This window comes from Acidovorax sp. LjRoot66 (assembly GCF_964253305.1).
GTDB lineage: Bacteria > Pseudomonadota > Gammaproteobacteria > Burkholderiales > Burkholderiaceae_C > Acidovorax.
This window is the reverse complement of record NZ_CAXUQU020000001.1, coordinates 2627325-2643711: the sequence shown is the minus strand read 5'-3', so window position 1 is coordinate 2643711 and position 16387 is coordinate 2627325. Positions and strand designations below refer to the sequence as shown.

15 protein-coding genes are annotated in these 16387 nt (G+C 65.7%); all 15 read right to left on the bottom strand.

Annotated features, from left to right (window positions below; genetic code table 11):
- Window positions 1-7: 7 nt before the first annotated feature.
- The 15 genes from ACSQ3Y_RS12200 to ACSQ3Y_RS12130 all read right to left on the bottom strand — a co-directional run bounded on the left by ACSQ3Y_RS12200 (window position 8) and on the right by ACSQ3Y_RS12130 (window position 16371).
- Window positions 8-1693, bottom strand: coding sequence for an isovaleryl-CoA dehydrogenase (locus ACSQ3Y_RS12200; protein ID WP_436177435.1), 1686 nt, complete (start codon window positions 1691-1693; stop codon window positions 8-10).
- Window positions 1690-2148, bottom strand: coding sequence for a GNAT family N-acetyltransferase (locus ACSQ3Y_RS12195; protein ID WP_436177434.1), 459 nt, complete (start codon window positions 2146-2148; stop codon window positions 1690-1692). The genes ACSQ3Y_RS12200 and ACSQ3Y_RS12195 overlap by 4 nt, the downstream gene beginning before the upstream one ends.
- Window positions 2149-2333: 185 nt before the next feature.
- Window positions 2334-3350: an NADP-dependent oxidoreductase gene (locus ACSQ3Y_RS12190; RefSeq protein ID WP_436177433.1), complete on the bottom strand. Its 1017-nt coding sequence runs from the start codon at window positions 3348-3350 to the stop codon at window positions 2334-2336.
- 65 nt (window positions 3351-3415) lie between these two features.
- Complete coding sequence (locus ACSQ3Y_RS12185) at window positions 3416-3847, bottom strand: PaaI family thioesterase (protein WP_436177432.1); 432 nt, start codon at window positions 3845-3847, stop codon at window positions 3416-3418.
- Window positions 3848-3944: 97 nt separating this feature from the next.
- Window positions 3945-4739 carry an SDR family oxidoreductase gene (locus tag ACSQ3Y_RS12180; protein WP_057205971.1) on the bottom strand — a complete coding sequence of 265 codons (795 nt, stop codon included), beginning with the start codon at window positions 4737-4739 and terminating at the stop codon, window positions 3945-3947.
- A gap of 136 nt (window positions 4740-4875) precedes the next feature.
- Complete coding sequence (locus tag ACSQ3Y_RS12175; protein ID WP_057205969.1) at window positions 4876-5079, bottom strand: hypothetical protein; 204 nt, start codon at window positions 5077-5079, stop codon at window positions 4876-4878.
- Complete coding sequence (locus tag ACSQ3Y_RS12170) at window positions 5079-6941, bottom strand: acyl-CoA dehydrogenase (RefSeq protein WP_436177431.1); 1863 nt, start codon at window positions 6939-6941, stop codon at window positions 5079-5081. Before ACSQ3Y_RS12170 ends, ACSQ3Y_RS12175 begins: the two co-directional genes overlap by 1 nt.
- Window positions 6942-7038: 97 nt before the next feature.
- Entirely contained in the window at window positions 7039-7518 is a 480-nt protein-coding gene (locus ACSQ3Y_RS12165) for a hypothetical protein (protein WP_436177430.1), read from the bottom strand.
- A 175-nt stretch (window positions 7519-7693) separates the two neighbouring features.
- The gene (locus tag ACSQ3Y_RS12160; RefSeq protein ID WP_436177429.1) at window positions 7694-8869 is read right to left on the bottom strand and encodes an acetyl-CoA C-acyltransferase; all 1176 of its coding nucleotides are present in this window, start codon (window positions 8867-8869) and stop codon (window positions 7694-7696) included.
- Window positions 8870-8959: 90 nt separating this feature from the next.
- Window positions 8960-11059 (bottom strand): 3-hydroxyacyl-CoA dehydrogenase NAD-binding domain-containing protein, encoded by a 2100-nt coding sequence (locus ACSQ3Y_RS12155; protein WP_057269500.1) that lies wholly within the window; start codon window positions 11057-11059, stop codon window positions 8960-8962.
- 190 nt (window positions 11060-11249) lie between these two features.
- Complete coding sequence (locus ACSQ3Y_RS12150; protein ID WP_057205959.1) at window positions 11250-11945, bottom strand: ABC transporter ATP-binding protein; 696 nt, start codon at window positions 11943-11945, stop codon at window positions 11250-11252.
- Between the two features lie 3 nt (window positions 11946-11948).
- Window positions 11949-12731, bottom strand: a complete 783-nt coding sequence (locus ACSQ3Y_RS12145; protein WP_057205957.1) for an ABC transporter ATP-binding protein — start codon at window positions 12729-12731, stop codon at window positions 11949-11951.
- 8 nt (window positions 12732-12739) lie between these two features.
- Window positions 12740-14089 (bottom strand): branched-chain amino acid ABC transporter permease, encoded by a 1350-nt coding sequence (locus ACSQ3Y_RS12140; protein WP_436177428.1) that lies wholly within the window; start codon window positions 14087-14089, stop codon window positions 12740-12742.
- 4 nt (window positions 14090-14093) lie between these two features.
- Window positions 14094-15047: a branched-chain amino acid ABC transporter permease gene (locus ACSQ3Y_RS12135; protein ID WP_057205953.1), complete on the bottom strand. Its 954-nt coding sequence runs from the start codon at window positions 15045-15047 to the stop codon at window positions 14094-14096.
- Between the two features lie 91 nt (window positions 15048-15138).
- Window positions 15139-16371, bottom strand: a complete 1233-nt coding sequence (locus ACSQ3Y_RS12130) for a branched-chain amino acid ABC transporter substrate-binding protein (protein WP_057205952.1) — start codon at window positions 16369-16371, stop codon at window positions 15139-15141.
- Window positions 16372-16387: the final 16 nt, after the last annotated feature.

Genomic DNA, 16387 nt, shown 5'->3' with positions numbered 1-16387 from the left:
GTGAGGGTCAGGCGGGCAGCGCGCGGTCGAGCAATGCATCGAAATCCACGCCCGCGCCCAGCGTGCCGAAGCTGTAGCCCCAGTCGCCGCCCAGGCGCGATGCGCAGAAGGCGCCGAACACGCTGGCCGGGGCGCTCTTGTACAGCAATGCGGCCTGCACGGCCAGGGCCACATCCTGCGCCAGACGCCGGGCCTCGACCTCGGTGGTCATGGCATCCACGCGCAGCGGCAGCGCGCTGGCCATGCGGTCCAGCGCCGGATGGGCGCCGCGTGCGGGGGCCAGTTCGTCGGCCAGGGCGGCGGCCGTATCAGCGCGGCGCACGGCGCGCAGCAGGTCCAGCGCCATGATGTTGCCCGCGCCTTCCCAGATGGAGTTGAGCGGCATCTCGCGGTAGATGCGGGCCATGGTGCCTTCGCCGCCCTCCTCCACGTAGCCATTGCCGCCCAGGCATTCCATGGCCTCCTGCGCAAAGGCGCTGCCGCGCTTGCAGACCCAGAACTTGGCCACGGGCGTGAGCAGGCGCGCCATCACGGCCTCGTGCGGGTCGGAGTCTTTCTTGTCGAAGGCACTTGCCAGGCGGATGGACAGGGCCGTGGCGGCCTCGCTCTCCAGCGCCAGGTCAGCCAGCACATTGCGCATCAGCGGCTGCTCGATCAGCTTCTTGCCAAACGCCATGCGCTGGCGCGTGTGGTGCAGCGCCAGCGACAGCGCCTGGCGCATGAGGCCGCTGGTGCCCAGCGCGCAGTCCAGGCGCGTCATGGTGCCCATCTCGAGGATCTGGGCCACGCCGCGCCCTTCTTCGCCCACGCGCCAGGCCGTGGCGTCGATGAACTCCACTTCGGAGCTGGCATTGGCATGGTTTCCGAGCTTGTCCTTGAGCCGCTGGATACGGATGGCGTTGAGCGTGCCCTCTGCGCCATCGCCAGGAAGCACCCGGGGCAGGAAAAAGCAGGTGAGCCCGCCCGGCGCCTGCGCCAGCACCAGGAAGGCGTCGCACATGGGGGCCGAGAAGAACCACTTGTGGCCCGTGAGCCGGTAGCGCGCACCCCAGGCGTCGCTGCCGTCGGCCACGGCCTGCGTGGTGTTAGCGCGCACGTCGGAGCCGCCCTGCTTCTCGGTCATGCCCATGCCCATGGTGAGCGCGGACTTCTGCGAGAACAGCGCCAGGCGAGGGTCATACCGGGTGCTGGCCAGGCCGGCATTCCAGTCGGCCCACACGGCAGGGTTGCCGCGCAGCGCCGGGGTGACGGCATAGCTCATCGAGACGGGGCACAGCACCGAGGGCTCGGTCTCGGTGAAGAGCATGAAGCCCGCCGCGCGCTCCACGTGTGCATGCGCGGCACCCGCATCCGTGCGCGACCAGGGCGTGGCGTGCAGGCCGTGGCGCAGCGCCGCGCCGATCAGCGCGTGGTAGCTGGGGTGGAACTCCACCGTATCGGTGCGGCGGCCCACGCGGTCGTGCGTGTGCAGTTCGGGCTTGTGGGTGTTGGCCAGGCGCGCGTGCTCCTGCATCGTGGCCGAGCCCATATCGGCGCCCAGGGCCGTGAGCGCGCTGCGGTCCAGGGCGGGTGCATGCAGTTGCACGGCATCCTGCAGGGGCCGGTTGGTAGTGAACAGGTTCACATCGGCCAGGGGCGCACTCTGGTTGAAGACGGTGTGCGTGGCCGAAACGGGTGCGGACAGGGGGGTCATGCGGGACTCCACAGCATTTCGATATGGGGGATGTCGTCCTCAAGGTACTCGTCTGACACCGCCACGAAACCCAGGCTGCCATAAAAACGCTGCAGGTGCGCCTGGGCACTGATGCGCACACTGCGGCCGGGCCAGGCCTGCGCACAGCGGGCCAGGCCCTCCTGCATCAACAGCCGCCCGGTACCGTCGCCACGGGCTTCCTTCGCGGTCACCACACGGCCGATGGAAGGCTCGGGGTAGTTCACGCCCGGGTCCACCACGCGCAGGCAGGCATGCAGTGCACCGGCACCATCGTAGCCCAGCAGGTGCCAGGATTGCTTGTCGGCCCCGTCCGGGTCCTGGTAGGGGCCCTGCTCCAGGATGAAGACCTTGCAGCGCAGGGCCAGCGCGTCGTGCAGCGCATGCACGCCGAGGTCATCGAAGCGGGCCCAGGTCCAGTGCAGGTTCAACGCCATAGGTGCACATTCCTCATGTCAACTACCCATACCACTTGCACCACCCGCAGCCCATGAAACAGGCGCGCCGAAGCCAGCGCCCCCGCGCAAGGGCCGCCCCGCCGCGCTGGGGGCGTCCCCCTCCCGCATTGCGCAGCAATGCGAGAGAGGGGGAAGGCGCGAAGCGACTCAGGGGGTGCTTCATTTCAGATCAGTTTGACCAGTTGCTTGCCGAAGTTCTTGCCCTTGAGCAGGCCCAGGAAGGCTTCGGGGGCGGCGGCAATGCCTTGCGCCACCGTCTCGCGCGGGCGCAGCTTGCCGGTGCCCACCAGCGTGCCCAACTCCTTCAAGGCATCGGGCCAGACTTCCATGTGCTCGCTGACGATGAAGCCTTCGATCTTCATGCGGTTGATCAGCATCAGCGCCGGGTTGGCCATGGGCAGGGGCTGGCCATCGTAGCCGGCGATCATGCCGCACAGGGCCACGCGGCTGAAGGCGTTCATGCGCAGCATCACGGCGTCCATGATCCAGCCGCCCACGTTCTCGAAGTAGCCGTCGATGCCCTTGGGGCAGGCTTCCTTCAGGGCCTTGGACAGTGCCTTCACGTCGCTGTGTTCCTTGTAGTCGATGCAGGCATCGAAGCCCAGCTCCTCGACCGCATAGCGGCACTTCTCGGCCCCGCCCGCAATGCCCACGGCACGGCAGCCACGGGCCTTGGCCAGTGCGGCGAAGGCGCTGCCCACGGCGCCGGTGGCGGCGCTCACCACCACGGTGTCACCTTCCTTGGGCGCGATGATTTTCACCAGGCCATACCAGGCCGTCACGCCGGGCATGCCCACGGCGCCCAGGTAGTGCGACAGGGGTACATGCGTGGTGTCCACCTTGCGCAGGGCACCGGGCGTGTTGGCGTCGACCACGCTGTACTCCTGCCAGCCGCCCATGCCCACGACCTTGTCGCCCACGGCGTACTTGGGGTTCAGGCTCTCGGCCACCTCGCCCACGGTGCCGCCGATCATGACCTCGCCCAGGCCTTGCGATGCCGCGTAGCTCTTGCTCTCGTTCATGCGGCCGCGCATGTAGGGGTCCAGGCTCAGGAAATGGTGGCGCACCAGCACCTGGCCGTCCTGCAGCGCGGGCGTGTCGGTGGCCACGAGCTTGAAGTTGCCGGCCACGGCCTCGCCCTGCGGGCGGTTGTCGAGCACGATCTGTTGGTTGCGGGCCATGGGGAACTCCTTGAAAAATGGATGGGCGTTGAAGGCTTGGGCCTTCGCAGGAAAAGTAGCAGCGTTCAGTCGCTGGAGATGGTCTTCAGCGACTGCCCGGTGGCAGGGTCCACCGCAGGGCGGCGCACGTATTTGAAAGTGCCGGTGGCATGGCTGCACAACCGGCCCTGGGCGTCATAGACCGACGCTTCGGTGAAAGCCAGCGACGCCGTGCGGTGCAGCAGGCGCCCCTTGGCCACCAGCGGGCCGCGCGCGGCCTGCATGAAGCTGGTCTTCATCTCGATGGTGACCACGCCGTGGTCCGGCGTCTCGCTGCGCGCTGCCGTGGCCATGGTCACGTCGAGCAAGGTCATGGTGGCGCCGCCGTGCGTGACCTCGAAGGAATTGAGGTGCTCGGGCGCCGCCTCGTAGTGCAGCTCCGACTCGCCCTGCTGCATGCGGTGCAGCGTGAAGCCCAGGTGGCTGACGAAAGGAATGGGAACACCGAAATTCAGCACAGGCAACTCCAGAATACAAAGGGGAAAACTGCAAGCATAGCCCCGCTGGAGCCGCTCCGCAGCCGGCCCGCGCACCGCCGGCGCGCAGGCGCGGGCCTCAGCCTCCCGTGACGATGCTCACGCCGCCATCCACCGCCAGCCATTGGCCGGTGATGTGCTTGCCGGCGTCCGAGGCATACAGCGCGCACAGCCCCTTGAGGTCTTCGTCATCGCCCAGGCGGCCCAGCGGGGCGTGGGCGGCCAGGGCTTCCTCGCCCATCGCCTTGAGCGTGCCCACCGTCATCTTGCTCGGGAAAAAACCCGGGCAGATGGCGTTGACGCGGATGTTGTACTGGCCCCATTCGGCCGCCAGCGCACGCGTGAAGTTGATCACCGCACCCTTGGAGGTGTTGTAAGCAATGGTGTTCATGCCCTTGGGGTTGCCGCCCAGGCCGGCGATGGACGCCACGTTGATGATGCTGCCGCTGCGCCGGCCGATCATGCTGTGCTTGGCAATGTGCTGCGACAGGATGAAGTAGCCCCGCACGTTGAGGTTCATGACCTTGTCCCAGGCTTCCACGGGGTGGTCTTCGGCCGGTGCGCCCCAGGCGGCGCCAGCGTTGTTGAGCAGAATGTCCACATGGCCCAGGCGCGCCAGAGTCTCATCGCCCAGGCGGCGGATATCGGCCTCGTTGGAGCAGTCGGCGGCGATCCACTGCGCATCGATGCCAGCGGCCTTCAATTCAGCAGCGGCCTCTTCCAGGTCGGACGCCTTGCGCGAACTCAGCAGCACCTTGGCGCCGGCCTCGCCCAGCGCCTGCGCCAGCTGCAGGCCCAGGCCGCGCGAGCCGCCGGTCACCAGGGCGGTCTTGCCGGTCAGGTCGAACAGTTGTTGGATGGTGCGGGTGGTCATGTTGTCTCCTTGGATGGTCGTTGGTGGGCTGAGCATGGCGTGGTCGCCATGCACATGTGAAATGGCGGTTGCGCAGTCATTGTGCGGCGCAACCAAAGAGGGCCGTGTCGCCTGCGCGATTGGCGCCCTGCAATTCTCAGGCGCCGGGCTGCATGCGCGAGCGCACGCCGATCAAAACCACGCCCACGGCCGCCAGCACACCGCCGGTGAGCCCCAGGGCCCAGCCCAGCGGCTCGTCCGCCGGGGCCGTGGCAATGCCCAGCACCAGCGTGAGCAGGCCGCCGTAGATCAGCGCCCAGATGAGCTGGTGCATGCGCTGCAGGGTGTGCGGTGCGGTCATCAAAATGCGTCCTCAGGGAACACCGCGCAGGTCGCGTCGCGCGTGCTGACGACCTGCAGCCAGGCGCCGATCTTGGGCAGTTCGTAGTGGAAGAAAAAGCGCATGGCGCCCATTCTGCCCACACCCGCGGATTGCTCCAGCGCAGGGTCGGCCTGCAGCGTGGCCAGGGCCACGTCCAGCCACACCCAGGCCAGCACCATGTGGCCAAAGGCCTGCATGTAGGGCACGGCATTGGCAAGCGCATCGGCCGGTTGGCCTGTGGACCAGGCAGCCTTGGTGGCGGCACCCACCTGCTGCAGCGCACTGCCCAGGGCATTGGCGTGCGCAGCCATGGCAGGCACCTGGATGGCGCGCTCGATGGTGCCGTTGATGCGCGCGGCCAGCAACTGCAGGCCCCGGCCGTTTTCCATCAGCACCTTGCGGCCCAGCAGGTCCATGGCCTGGATGCCGTGCGTGCCTTCGTGGATCATGTTCAGGCGGTTGTCGCGCCAGTACTGCTCCACCGGGAAGTCGCGCGTGTAGCCGTAGCCGCCGTGGATCTGGATGGCCAGGCTGTTGGCCTCCAGGCACCACTCGCTGGGCCAGCTCTTGGCGATGGGAGTGAGCACTTCCAGCAGCAGGCGGGCCTCGTCGGCGGCCGCTGAATCGCCGGTGGCCTGCTCGTCCACCAGGCGCGCGCAGAACAGGTTGAGCGCGAGCGCGCCCTCGCCGTACGACTTTTGCGCCAGCAGCATGCGCTTGACGTCAGCGTGCTCGATGATGCGCACCTGGGGCTGTGCCACGTCCTTGACCACGGCGGCAGCCGCAGCGTCCTTGTCCTTGGGGCCCTGCACCGGGCGGCCCTGGGGCCGGTTCTTGGCGTAGTCGAGGCTGGCGTAGTAGCCGGCCAGGCCGAGCATGGTGGCCGCCATGCCGATGCCGATGCGCGCCTCGTTCATCATGTGGAACATGCAGTGCAGGCCCTTGCCGGCCTGGCCCACGAGGTAGCCCACGGCGCCCGCCTGGCCATCGACCGGGTACTTGCCCTCGCCGAAGTTGAGCAGCGTGTTGGTGGTGCCGCGCCAGCCGAGCTTGTGGTTCAGGCCCGCCAGCGCCACGTCGTTGCGCACGCCGGTCAGTTGGCCATCGGTGTCCACCATCTTCTTGGGCACGATGAACAGCGAGATGCCCTTGGTGCCGGGCACCAGCTTGCCGTCGGGGCCGGGGATCTTGGCCAGCACCAGGTGGATGATATTCTCGGTGAGCTCATGCTCGCCGGCCGAGATCCACATCTTGTTGCCCTTGAGGCGATAGCGCGGGCCCAGCGGGTCGCTCTCGAAGCCATCGCCATCGGGCACGGCGCGCGTGGCCACATCGCTCAGGCTGGAGCCGGCCTGCGGCTCCGACAGGCACATGGTGCCCGAGAAGCGGCCCGAGAATTCATTGAGCGCGAACACCGTCTTCTGCGCCTCGGTGCCATGCACCATCAAGAGGTTGGCGTTGCCCACCGTGAGCAGGCCCGAGCCCATGCTGATCGATGCCACGGCAAAGAAGCTGTTGGCCGCCGCCTCCACCGTGTAGGGCAGCTGCATGCCGCCGATGTCGTAATCCTGTGCGGCGCTGAGCATGCCCGAAGCCGCATAGGCCCGGTTTGCGTCATGCGTGCACTGGGGCAGCGTGACCTTCTCGCCGTCGAAGTGCGGCTCCTGTGTGTCCACCGTGCGGTTGAAGGGCGCGTACTTCTCGCGCGCGATGCGCTCGCAGGTGTCGAGCACCGCGTCGAAGGTGTCGCGCGAATGGTCGGCAAAGCGCTCGCGCTCGGGCAGGGTCTGCGCGTGCAGCCACTGGTAGAGAAGGAATTCGACGGTGGGGCGAAGGCTCATGTGTGAAAACCCTGGAGAAAACGCGCGCAGGGCGCAGGAATGAACCACCGGGCCGCACCGCCGCCGCACGGGGCGGCGGTCGCATACCTGGCGGCTGCTACTTCTTGTTGGTCAGCACGACTTCGGCAAAGCACCAATAGTCCATGTCGTCGTCGGGTTTGGGCTGGCAGTTGTTCTCGCCCAGTTGCAGGCGCCGTGCAGTGGCAGGCAGGCCGGGGAACTCGATCTTCAAGGTCTTGCGCGCACCCGGCTTGATGGTGTCCATGCCCTGGTCGCAGGCCTTGAGGCCCGTGGAGCCCAACTGCTTGACGACCTTGCCGGTATCGAGGTCCTTGATCGAGAAGGACTCGGGCCGCGCGCTGGCATGGGCACAGGCCTCGATGGTTTCCTTGCTGGTGTTGCGCAGCAGGATGGTCGCGGTGACGCGGTCGGCCGCGATGGTGATTTCCTGCAGGATGGTGTCCCGGTCTTCCGGCAAGGCTTGGTTGAGCTTGTAGCTCTGTGCGTGGGCAGTGCCCGCAACGCCCAGGGTCGAGGCGACCAGGACGGCCAGTGCTGAGCAAACCTTCGTGAACATAGGTGGATCTCTCTTGATGGATGGTGATTGTTGTAGACCCGGGACGGGGCACGGCACTTGCCGCGCCTCGTCTGCAGGCCGGCCGCCGAAGCAGCCGGCCCGCATTGTCCCAAAGCTCCCTGTGAGCAAACGTAAGCACCACAACGCTTACGCCCCCACACACATCACCGGCGCATCAGAGCACTTCGAAGATGCCCGCAGCACCCATGCCGCCGCCGATGCACATGGTCACCGCCACGCGCTTGGCGCCGCGGCGCTTGCCTTCGATCAGGGCGTGGCCCGTCAGGCGCTGGCCCGACACGCCGTAGGGGTGGCCCACGGCGATGGCACCGCCGTTGACGTTCAGGCGGTCGGCCGGAATCCCGAGCTTGTCGCGGCAGTACAGCACCTGCACGGCGAAGGCTTCGTTCAGCTCCCACAGGTCGATGTCGTTGACCGTGAGGCCCAGCTTCTTGAGCACCTTGGGCACGGCGAACACCGGGCCGATGCCCATTTCGTCGGGCTCGCAGCCGGCCACGGCAAAGCCGAGGAAACGGCCCAGGGGTTTGAGGCCCTTCTTGCTGGCGTACTCTTCGCTCACCACCACGCAGGCACCGGCACCGTCGGAGAACTGGCTGGCGTTGCCGGCCGTGATCAGGCCGCCGGGCAGTGCCGAGCGCAGGCCGCTGATGGACTCGACCGTCGTGCCTTCGCGCGTGCCTTCATCCTTGCTCAGGGTGACCTGCCTGGTGATCAGGCCCAGGTTCTTGTCGGCCACGCCGGCCGTCACGGTGATGGGGGCGATCTCGGCATCGAACAGGCCGGCGGCCTGGGCTGCGCAGGCCTTTTGCTGGCTGGCGGCGCCATACTCGTCCATGGCTTCACGGCTGATGTTGTAGCGCTTGGCCACCTGCTCGGCGGTCTGCAGCATGCTCCAGTAGATCTCGGGCTTGACCTTGTCCAGGGCCAGGTCGCGCAGCATGTGGATGTTCATTTCCTGCTGCACGCAGGAGATGCTTTCCACACCGCCGGCAACATACACGTCGGCTTCGCCGGCGATGATGCGCTGTGCCGCCAGGGCGATGGTCTGCAGGCCCGAAGAGCAGAAACGGTTGACCGTGACGCCCGATGCCGTGACCGGCAGGCCGGCGGCCAGCGCGATCTGGCGTGCGATGTTGGCGCCGGTGGCGCCTTCGGGGTTGGCACAGCCCATGATGACGTCTTCGACGTCGGCGCCGTCGATGCCGGCGCGCTCGATGGCGTGCTTGACGGCATGGCCGCCCAGCGTGGCGCCATGGGTCATGTTGAGGGCACCCTTCCAGCTCTTGGCGAGCGGGGTACGGGCGGTGGAAACGATCACTGCGGAGGTCATGGGGAAAATCCTTTCAGGGGTGGAACGCACCGATGGCCGCCAAGGGCGTGCGCATCCGGTGCGGCTTCACTGCATCAATCAGTAGTTCGCTCAGGCGAACGCCTTGCCTTCGGCGGCCAGCTTGGCCAGCAGCGGCGCGGGCTTCCAGAACTCCGCATCATCGTTGGGGTTCTTGGCAAAGCGGTCCATGGCCTGCACCACGTTGAACAGGCCCACTTCGCTGGCGTAGTGCATGGGGCCGCCGCGGTAGATGGGGAAGCCATAGCCCGTGAGGTAGACCATGTCGATGTCGCCGGACTTGCTGGCGATGCCGTCTTCCAGGATGTGTGCGCCTTCGTTGACCAGTGCGAACACCAGGCGCTGCACGATTTCCTCGTCGGAGATCTTGCGCGGCGTGATGCCCAACTCCTTGCGGTGGTCTTCGATCATCTTGTTGACCAGCTCGCTCGGAATCGCATCTCGCTTGCCGGCCTGGTAGTCGTACCAGCCTGCGCCGGTCTTCTGGCCGAAGCGGCCCAGCTCGCACAGCTTGTCGGCGGTGCGGCTGTACTTCATGTCGGCGCGCTCGACGGAGCGGCGCTTGCGGATCGCCCAGCCGATGTCGTTGCCGGCCAGGTCACCCATGCGGAACGGGCCCATGGCAAAGCCGAACTTCTCGACGGCCTTGTCCACCTGCTGGGGCGTGCAGCCCTCGTCCAGCAGGAAGCCGGCCTGGCGGCTGTACTGCTCGATCATGCGGTTGCCGATGAAGCCGTCGCACACGCCCGAGACCACCGAAGTCTTCTTGATCTTCTTGCCGATGGCCATCACGGTGGCCAGCACGTCCTTGGACGTCTTGGCACCGCGCACCACTTCCAGCAGCTTCATCACGTTGGCGGGGCTGAAGAAGTGCATGCCCACCACGTCTTCTGGGCGCTTGGTGAAGGCAGCGATCTTGTCCACATCCAGCGTGGAGGTGTTGGAGGCCAGGATGGCGCCGGGCTTCATCACGGCGTCGAGCTGCTTGAACACGGTTTCCTTGACGCCCAGCTCCTCGAACACGGCCTCGATGACGAGGTCGGCGTCCTTGAGGTCGGCGTAGTCGAGCGTGGTCGTCAACAGGGCCATGCGCTGCGCGTACTTGTCTTCCTTGAGCTTGCCCTTCTTGACCTGCGCTTCGTAGTTCTTCTTGATCGTGGCCACGCCGCGGTCCAGGGCTTCCTGCTTGGTCTCCAGGATCTTGACGGGGATGCCCGCGTTCAGGAAGTTCATGGAGATGCCGCCGCCCATGGTGCCGGCGCCGATCACGGCCACGGACTTGATCTCGCGCTTCGGGGTGTCGGAGGGCACGTCGGGGATCTTGGAGGCAGCGCGCTCGGCCATGAACAGGTGGCGCAGGGCGCGCGACTCGGGCGTCCACATCAGGTTGATGAAGACCTCGCGCTCGAACAGCATGCCGTCGGCGAACTTGCGCTTGGTGGCGGCTTCGACCGCGTCCACGCACTTGGCGGGCGCGGGGTAGTTCTTGGCCATGCCCTTGACCATGTTGCGCGCGAACTGGAAGTACGCATCACCTTCGGGGTGCTTGCAGGGCAGGTTGCGCACCAGCGGCAGCGGACGCACGTCGGCCACGCTCTGGGCAAAGGCCAGGGCTTCGGCGGCCAGCGCCTCGGCGGATGCGGCCATCTTGTCGAACAGCTTCTGGCCGGGCACAGCGGCGATCAGCTCGCTCTTGACGGGCTCGCCGCTGACGATCAGGTTCAGGGCGGCTTCCACGCCCAGCACGCGCGGCAGGCGCTGCGTGCCGCCGGCGCCGGGGATCAGGCCCAGCTTGACTTCGGGCAGCGCAAGACTGCAGCCAGGCGCGGCGATGCGGTAGTGGCAACCCAGGGCCAGCTCCAGGCCACCGCCCATGGCAACCGTGTGCACGGCGGCCACGACGGGCTTGGACGAATTCTCGATGGCGGCGATCACCGACAGCAGATTGGGTTCCTGCAGGGACTTGTCGGTGCCGAACTCCTTGATGTCTGCGCCGCCGGAAAACGCACCGCCAGCGCCGGTGACGACGATGGACGTGACCGCTGCATCGGCATTGGCGCGGCCGAGGCCATCCACGATGCCTTGGCGGGTTGCCAAGCCCAGTCCGTTGACGGGGGGGTTGGCCAGGGTGATCACGGCAACGGAGCCGTGGACTTTGTATTCAGCGGTCATGCTGTTGTTCCTTGGAGAGTGAAAAAGAACGATCGTGCGTTTTTATTGTAGAGACTTCGCGCGGCCCTGGCGTGTCAATTTGTCCCGGTGGGGACATGGCTCTGGGCCACCAAACCGTCTCCTTGGGCAAAAAAAGAGGCGCCATGAGCTGTTGTCAGGCGCCTCTTTGTCATGCTTTGGCCGGAAGTCGTCAGACTTCAAGCCACTCCTTGCGGATGTAGTTGTCGGCCCGCAGGCTGTCGGGCGTGCCCTGGAAGACGATGGAGCCATGGCCCATCACCAGTGCCCGGTCCGAAATCTTCATGGCGATGGTGAGCTTCTGCTCGATCAGCAGCACCGAGATGCCGCGCGCCTTGATGGTCTGCAGGTACTGCCCCACCAGCTCGACGATCTTGGGCGCCAGGCCTTCGGTGGGCTCGTCGATGATGATCAGGTCGGGGTCGCCCATCAGCGTGCGGCACAGTGTGAGCATCTGCTGCTCGCCACCGGACATCACGCCCGCCTCGGTGTGCTGGCGCTCCTTGAGGCGCGGGAACATCTCGTACATGTCGTCGAACGACCAGCGGCTGCCCTTGCCGCTGCCCTTCTGGCCCAGCAGCAGGTTCTGGTGCACCGTGAGGTTGGGGAACACGTCGCGGCTCTCGGGCACATAGCCCAGGCCCAGGTGGGCGATCTCATAGGCCTTCTTGCCCGTGAGGCTCTGGCCCTTGAACTCGAGCGTGCCCTCCCAGTCCACCAGGCCCATGATGGCCTTGGCGGTGGTGGAGCGGCCCGAGCCGTTGCGCCCGAGCAGCGCCACGATCTCACCGGGCTGCACGTCGAAGCTCACGCCATGCAGCACGTGGCTCTTGCCGTAGTAGGCGTGGAGGTTGTCAATTTTCAGCATAAATCAGTGTCCCGCGCCCTGCTCGTCGGCCACGGCCGATCCCAGATAGGCCTCCTGCACGCGCGCATTGGCGCGCACCTTGTCGGGGGTGTCGAAGGCGATCACCTCGCCGTACACCACCACGGCGATCTTGTCGGCCAGGCCGAACACCACGCCCATGTCGTGCTCCACGGTCAGCAGGGTGCGGCCCTCGGTCACCTCCTTGATGAGGCCGATGAAGCGGGTGGTCTCGCTCTTGCTCATGCCGGCCGTGGGCTCGTCCAGCAGGATCACGTTGGCACCACCGGCGATGGTGATGCCGATCTCCAGGGCGCGCTGCTCGGCATAGGTCAGGTTCATGGCCAGCGTGTCGCGCTTCTTGTCGAGCTTGATCATCTCCATGAGCTCCCTGGCGCGCTGGTTGGCATCGTGCAGGTTCGACAGGAAGCGCAGGAAGGTGTACTTGTAGCCCATGCTCCACAGCACGCCGCAGCGCAGGTTCTCGAACACGCTCAGCTTGGGGAAGATGTTCGTGATCTGGAAGCTGCGCGACAGCCCCATGCGGTTGATCTCGTACGGGGCCAGGCCGTTGATGCGCTGGCCGTTCAGGATCACGTCGCCGCTGGTGGGGGCGAAGCGCCCGCTGATGAGGTTGAACAGGGTGGACTTGCCGGCGCCGTTGGGGCCGATGATGGCCACGCGCTCGCCGGGTGCCACCACCAGGTTGGCACCGCGGATGATTTCGGTCTTGCCGAAGCTCTTGCGCAGGTCACGCAGTTCGAGCGCGCAGGACGCTTGAGGGGTCATGGTATTGCTCACTGTGCCTCCCCCCGCTTGATGGCATGTTCGATCTCTTCCTGGATGGTGCTCCACTGACGCAGGAACTGGCGCCGGCACATCTCGAAGAGCGCCAGGCCGGTGAGGAACACGAAGCCCGCACCGAACCAGGCCGTGAGGCCCTTGGCATCGATCATGGCGCCCATGAACTTGAGCTCGGATCCCAGGGCCGCGTTGAGCTGCAGGTGGTAGGTCATCTCCACCATGCATGCAGCACCCAGCACGGCCACCAGGCCGGTACCGGCCAGGCCCATGTACGACACCCAGAGCTGGCGCAGCTTGCCGTACTTGGCCAGGCGCAGGTTCATCATGATCAGGCTGGCGATGCCGCCAGGGGCGTACATCACCATGAACAGGAACACCAGGCCCAGGTACAGCAGCCAGGCCTTGGATATCTCGGACAGCAGCACCGAGGCCAGCACCAGCAGCACGGCGCCGATGATGGGCCCGAAGAAGAACGTGGCCCCGCCCAGGAAGGTGAACAGCAGGTAGCCGCCCGAACGCAGCACGTTCACGCTGTCGGCACCGGTCACGATCTCGAAGTTGATGGTGGCCAGCCCGCCGCCGATGCCGGCGAAGAAGCCCGCGATGATGAACGCGAAATAGCGCACGCGCTGCGTGTTGTAGCCGATGAACTCCACGCGCTCCGGGTTGTCGCGCACGGCATTCAGAATGCGGCCGAGCGGCGTGCCCGTGAAGGCGAACATGGCCGCCGTGCAGACGAAGCAGTAGGCGGCAATCAGGTAGTACACCTGCATGCCAGAACCGAAGTTCAAGCCGAAGAAGGGCTTGCCGTAGACGCGGTCGGTGGTGATGCCGCCCTCGCCGCCGAAGAACTCGGGGAACATCAGCGCCATGGAGGCCACCAGTTCACCAATGCCCAGCGTGATCATGGCAAACGTGGTGCCCGACTTCTTGGTGGTCACGAAGCCCAGCAGGATGGCGAAGAACATGCCTGCCAGCCCGCCGACCAGTGGAATCAGCACCAGCGGGATGGGCAGCCCCCCCTTGGTCGCCATGTTCATGGCGTGGATGGCGATGAACGAGCCCAGGCCCGTGTAAACCGCGTGCCCGAAGCTGAGCATGCCGCCCTGCCCCAGCAGGATGTTGTAGGACAGGCAGATGATGATCAGGTAGCCGATCTGCGAGAGCATGGTCAGCGCCAGGCCGCTGCGGAACACGTGGGGGGCCACGATCAGCATCGCGGCGAACAGCGACCAGACGACGAAGCGGCCCACGTTCCACGGCTTGAACCGGTAGTGGGAGGTGCCCTGTGGGGCGCTGGCCTGTTGCGCAGCGCCGGAAACGGTGGTGGTGGATGAGGTCATGGCATCAGTCCTCGCGGGTGCCCAGCAGGCCCTTGGGACGGAAGATCAGGATGAGCACCAGGAACAGGTACGGAAGAATGGGCGCCACCTGGGAGATGGTGAGCTTGAGCAAGGGGTAGCCGAAGGTCTGGTCGGTCACCGCCACGCCCAGGGGTCGCAGCACGTGGATCATCGAATAGTCGAGCGCCACCGCGAAGGTCTGCACCAGGCCGATCAGCAGCGAAGCCAGGAACGCCCCAGCCAGCGATCCCATGCCGCCGACCACCACCACCACGAAGATGATGGAGCCGACCGAGCCCGCCATGGCCGGCTCGGTGACGTAGGTGTTGCCGCCAATCACGCCGGCCAGGCCGGCCAGGGCCGCGCCGCCGCCAAACACCAGCATGAACACACGCGGCACGTTGTGGCCCAGCGCCTCGACCATCTCGGGGTACTTGAGCGCCGCCTGGATCACCAGGCCGATGCGTGTGCGGGTGAGCAGCAGCCACACCGACACCAGCATCAGCAATGCGATCAGCATCACGAAGGAGCGCGACCTGGGGAACTGCGTGCCGTACAGGCTGAACAGCGGACCCTGCAATTGCGTGGGCAGACCGTAGGGCACCGTGGCACGGCCCCAGACGAGCTGCACCAGCTCGAGGATCAGGTAGGACAGGCCGAAGGTCACGAGCAGCTCAGGCACGTGGCCGAACTTGTGCACGCGGCGCAGGCAGTAACGCTCGAACGCAGCACCGAGCGCGAAAACGAGGAGCGGCGCCAGCACCAGCGCCGGCCAGAAACCGATGACGCCCGAGATGCTGTAGGCAAAGTAGGCACCCAGCATGTAGAAGCTGGTGTGTGCAAAGTTGAGCACACCCATCATGCTGAAAATCAGTGTGAGTCCCGAGCTCAGCATGAACAGCAGCAGCCCGTAGCTCACGCCATTGAGCAGGGAGATCACGAAAAACTCAGGATTCATTGGAATTTTTCAGGTCAAGGGTAAAAAAAGAGGCCCGAGCCAGGTCGGGCCTCGATACGCAGCAAAGGCCTGGTCAGGCCCCTGTGGGCGCTTATGGGCGCTTCATCTGGCACGAGGTGGGCGTGCTGGCCACGAAGGGCTCGTAGTACTTCACGGGCACAAAGGTGTAGCCGGTGCTTTCCGAGTCGAGCGGGAACTTGCCGCCGGCCTTCTCCCACTTGGAGATGAACAGGCCCTGCTGCAGCTGGTGGTCGGTCTTGCGCATTTCGACTTCGCCATTGAAGCTCTTGAACTTCATGCCTTCCAGGGCCGCAGCCACCTTCACAGGGTCGGTGGACTTGGTCTTCACGAAGGCTTCGGTGAGCATGGAGAAGGCGTGGTACACGGCTCCGGTGTACATATCGTCGTTGAACTTCTTCTTGTAGTCCACCACGATCTTGTTGATTTCGCCCGGCAGGTTGATGTGCGCGTAGGCCACCATGTACACGCGGCCAGCGGCGGCCGAGCCCATTGCGGTCGGGCTGCCGGTGACGGAGCCGTAGTAGGTATAGAAGTTGACGTTGTTCAGGCCGGCGTCGTTGGCGGCCTTGATCAGGAGCGCCAGGTCGGAACCCCAGTTGCCGGTGATCACGCTGTCGGCGCCCGACTGCTTGATCTTGGCGATGTAGGGCGAGAAGTCGCGCACCTGGGCCAGGGGGTGCAGGTCGTCGCCGACGAATTGCACGTCAGGGCGCTTGCGGGCCATCATTTCCTTGGCGTACTTCGAGACTTGGTGGCCGTGCGCGTAGTTCTGGTTGATCAGGTAGACCTTCTTGACTTCGGGCATGTCCTTCATGAAGGTGGTCAGCGCTTCCATCTTCATGGAGGTGTCAGCGTCCAGGCGGAAGTGCCAGTAGCTGCACTTGCTGTTGGTCAGGTCCGGGTCCACGGCGGCGTAGTTCAGATACACGACTTCCTTGCCGGGATTGCGTGCGTTGTGCTTTTCCAGCGCATCCATGATCGCCAGGGCCGGGCCCGAGCCGTTGCCCTGCACCACGTAGCGCGCGCCCTGGTCCATGGCCGAGCGCAGTGCGCTGGTGGTCTCTTGCGGGCTGAGCTTGTTGTCGATGCCGATGATCTCGAACTTCACTCCGGCAGCGTTCTTCTTGTTGAACTCTTCGGAGATGAACTGGAAGCTCTTGAGCTGGTTGGTTCCCACGGCCGCCATCAGGCCCGAAAGCGGGTCGAGCCAGGCGATCTTGACGGTCTCACCTTTTTGAGCGAATGCGGCGCCAGCGCTCGCCAGCAGGACGGTGGCTGCTACAGCCTTCATAGCGAATTTCATGGTTTTGTCTCCTTGT

Coding starts and splice junctions, on each gene's coding strand:
- ACSQ3Y_RS12200 (WP_436177435.1), bottom strand. CDS start 1,693: ATGACCCCCCTGTCCGCACCCGTTTCGGCCACGCACACCGTCTTCAAC.
- ACSQ3Y_RS12195 (WP_436177434.1), bottom strand. CDS start 2,148: ATGGCGTTGAACCTGCACTGGACCTGGGCCCGCTTCGATGACCTCGGC.
- ACSQ3Y_RS12190 (WP_436177433.1), bottom strand. CDS start 3,350: ATGGCCCGCAACCAACAGATCGTGCTCGACAACCGCCCGCAGGGCGAG.
- ACSQ3Y_RS12180 (WP_057205971.1), bottom strand. CDS start 4,739: ATGACCACCCGCACCATCCAACAACTGTTCGACCTGACCGGCAAGACC.
- ACSQ3Y_RS12175 (WP_057205969.1), bottom strand. CDS start 5,079: ATGACCGCACCGCACACCCTGCAGCGCATGCACCAGCTCATCTGGGCG.
- ACSQ3Y_RS12170 (WP_436177431.1), bottom strand. CDS start 6,941: ATGAGCCTTCGCCCCACCGTCGAATTCCTTCTCTACCAGTGGCTGCAC.
- ACSQ3Y_RS12165 (WP_436177430.1), bottom strand. CDS start 7,518: ATGTTCACGAAGGTTTGCTCAGCACTGGCCGTCCTGGTCGCCTCGACC.
- ACSQ3Y_RS12160 (WP_436177429.1), bottom strand. CDS start 8,869: ATGACCTCCGCAGTGATCGTTTCCACCGCCCGTACCCCGCTCGCCAAG.
- ACSQ3Y_RS12155 (WP_057269500.1), bottom strand. CDS start 11,059: ATGACCGCTGAATACAAAGTCCACGGCTCCGTTGCCGTGATCACCCTG.
- ACSQ3Y_RS12150 (WP_057205959.1), bottom strand. CDS start 11,945: ATGCTGAAAATTGACAACCTCCACGCCTACTACGGCAAGAGCCACGTG.
- ACSQ3Y_RS12145 (WP_057205957.1), bottom strand. CDS start 12,731: ATGACCCCTCAAGCGTCCTGCGCGCTCGAACTGCGTGACCTGCGCAAG.
- ACSQ3Y_RS12140 (WP_436177428.1), bottom strand. CDS start 14,089: ATGACCTCATCCACCACCACCGTTTCCGGCGCTGCGCAACAGGCCAGC.
- ACSQ3Y_RS12135 (WP_057205953.1), bottom strand. CDS start 15,047: ATGAATCCTGAGTTTTTCGTGATCTCCCTGCTCAATGGCGTGAGCTAC.
- ACSQ3Y_RS12130 (WP_057205952.1), bottom strand. CDS start 16,371: ATGAAATTCGCTATGAAGGCTGTAGCAGCCACCGTCCTGCTGGCGAGC.